The following is a 2,320-nucleotide window of genomic DNA, read 5'->3' on the forward strand; positions in this document are numbered from 1 at the left end:
CGGCGACACAGGAAAGCGAGCCCCTGCTGCGTCTGCCCAACGTATTGGCGACACCTCATCTCGGCTATGTGGAGCAAAACAGCTACGAACTCTACTTTCGCGTGGCGTTCGAGAATGTGCTGGCCTTTGCCGAAGGCAGACCTGCCAACCTGGTTCTGCCCATATCGGGTGGATGATCACGTTACTTCTGCCGTATTGGCGCCAATATCCAAATCCCTGGCAGATAAAGGAAAGCAACCTTCATGAGCGAATACCAGAAGATGATTAGCAGCCAACCGTACAACTGCATGGCACCCGAGCTGGCCCAGTTGCGCCGGGAGGCGGCACGGCGCTATCGCCGTTTCAATCAGGCGGAAGATGAGGCTGAGCAGCGGGCACTACTGGCGGAGCTGATTGGCGAACTGGCAGAGAATGCCTTTATCTGCCCGCCCCTCTACTGCACCTATGGCCGCCACATCCACCTTGGCGAGCGCAGCTACATCAATATGGGGGCGACCCTGCTGGACAATGCTCCCATTCGCATCGGCGCCCATGTGATGATTGGGCCAAACGTGCAGATTTATACCGCTGCCCATGCACTGGAGGCCGACAAACGGATTCAGGGAACAGAAACCGCGCTGCCGGTCACCATTGAAGACAAGGTCTGGATTGGGGGCGGTGCCATCTTGCTGCCCGGCGTCACCATAGGGCGGGAGGCGATCGTCGGCGCGGGCGCTGTAGTCACCAAAGATGTACCGGCCGGTGCTCGGGTAGTCGGCAACCCGGCCCGGATCCTACCAGCCAAAAACAGGTCATAAGGCTGCCAACCGGGCTGCATCTTGATGCCGCCATCAACTCACAACAACCCCGACACCCCATAAAAAAATAAAGCCCAATGTCACGAAGACGTTGGGCTGTTAAAAGGTGCTACGGAATTGCGACTCTCATCGCAGAAAAATTAGAAGGAGTGCCCTTCTAAACTGGCAGGGAGATATTAGCGAACGCGCAAACGTTTTACATAGTGAAATACAACAGGATTGCGAGGTACATCGCACTATTTAAATAATTACCTGCTATGGCGCGCGAAGCCTCTTTGAGCCATTTATTTTCCCCAATCACTCTGGTTACTATTCAGGGTTAAACAGAAAAGCCCCGATTTCTCGAGGCTTTGCTTCTCTCAACCGCAACGTGGCCAAAAAGTCAGAAACGGCGGACAAACTCATCGATGGGCAGCTCGCGCAGTTTACGCGCTTCCAGCATGGGGGTACCGAGATAGAGGAAACCCACCAGCTGATCCTCTGCCGCCAGTCCCAATCCTTTGTTGATCTGCTCATCGAAGATAAACCAGCCGGAGCGCCAGATACCGTTGAAGCCCTGCGCCTGCGCCGCCATCTGCATCGCCATCAGGGCACAACCGGCAGAGAGCTCCTGCTCCAGTTTCGGCACCTTGGGGTGATCCTGATAACGGGTTGCCACGGCGACGACCAAGGGCGCCCGCAGCGGCGCTTCGCTGCACTTCTTGATGCCCTCTTCATCTTCGCCACGAGCACGGGCCGCCTCGGCCAGCAGCTTGCCCAGCCGCTCGCGCCCCTCCCCTTCAAACAGAATGAACTGCCAGGGAGTCAGGGTGCCGTGATCCGGCGCGCGCAGACCCGCCTTGAGGATATTGTCGAGCACCTCACCGCTCGGGGCGGGATCGGCGAGACGGCCACAGGAGTGGCGATTGAGCAACAGGGTGAGGGCATCCATGGGCAATTCCTTCTCTGGGGCAATGATGGCGCTACCTTAGCACAGCACCGAATGAAGAAAACCCCTGAGGCTCAGGGGTTTATCGCACTAAAAAGGGACAAGAGGGCACAGTTGGCTAGATGATCGCAGCCAGCTCGGCCCCTTGCCGGATAGCACGCTTGGCATCCAGCTCGGCAGCCACGTCGGCTCCGCCGATGATGTGCACCGGCTTGCCTGCCGCTTGCAACCCGGCCTGCAGCTCCTTGAGGGGCTCCTGCCCGGCGCAGACTATCACCTGATCCACCGGCAGACACTGCTTGCTCTCGCCCACCTGAATGTGCAAACCCTCGTCATCGATCCCCAGATATTGCACCCCGGAGAGCATCTGCACCTTGCGGTTCTTGAGCACGGTACGGTGGATCCAGCCGGTGGTCTTGCCAAGTCCGTCACCCACCTTGCTCTCCTTGCGCTGGAGCAGCCAGATCTGGCGCTCGGGGGCGTCGATTTCAGGAGCCGTGAGGCCACCGCGCTCGCCAAGCTGTTTGTCGATGCCCCACTCCTTGAGCCAGTGATCACGGTGCCCATCGGCATCCATCTCCACCTTCTTCTCTAC

General features: G+C 58.4%; 2 protein-coding genes and 2 pseudogenes. 2 read left to right on the forward strand and 2 right to left on the reverse strand.

Going from position 1 to position 2,320, the window contains the following annotated elements; translation table 11 throughout:
- Positions 1-176, forward strand: a pseudogene (locus AACS18_RS23220) (D-2-hydroxyacid dehydrogenase family protein); the annotation flags it as partial.
- 66 nt (positions 177-242) lie between these two features.
- On the forward strand, positions 243-797 hold the full coding sequence (locus AACS18_RS06995; RefSeq protein ID WP_108614006.1) for a sugar O-acetyltransferase: 555 nt from the start codon (positions 243-245) through the stop codon (positions 795-797).
- 382 nt (positions 798-1,179) lie between these two features.
- Here AACS18_RS06995 and AACS18_RS07000 read toward each other — a convergent pair whose 3' ends face one another.
- The gene (locus AACS18_RS07000; protein ID WP_108614007.1) at positions 1,180-1,728 is read right to left on the reverse strand and encodes an NAD(P)H nitroreductase; all 549 of its coding nucleotides are present in this window, start codon (positions 1,726-1,728) and stop codon (positions 1,180-1,182) included.
- A gap of 115 nt (positions 1,729-1,843) precedes the next feature.
- Positions 1,844-2,320: pseudogene (fadH, locus tag AACS18_RS07005) on the reverse strand (NADPH-dependent 2,4-dienoyl-CoA reductase); the annotation flags it as partial.

The sequence above is a fragment of the Aeromonas sp. HMWF015 genome (genome assembly GCF_963878965.1).
GTDB classification, from domain to species: Bacteria; Pseudomonadota; Gammaproteobacteria; order Enterobacterales; family Aeromonadaceae; genus Aeromonas; species Aeromonas veronii.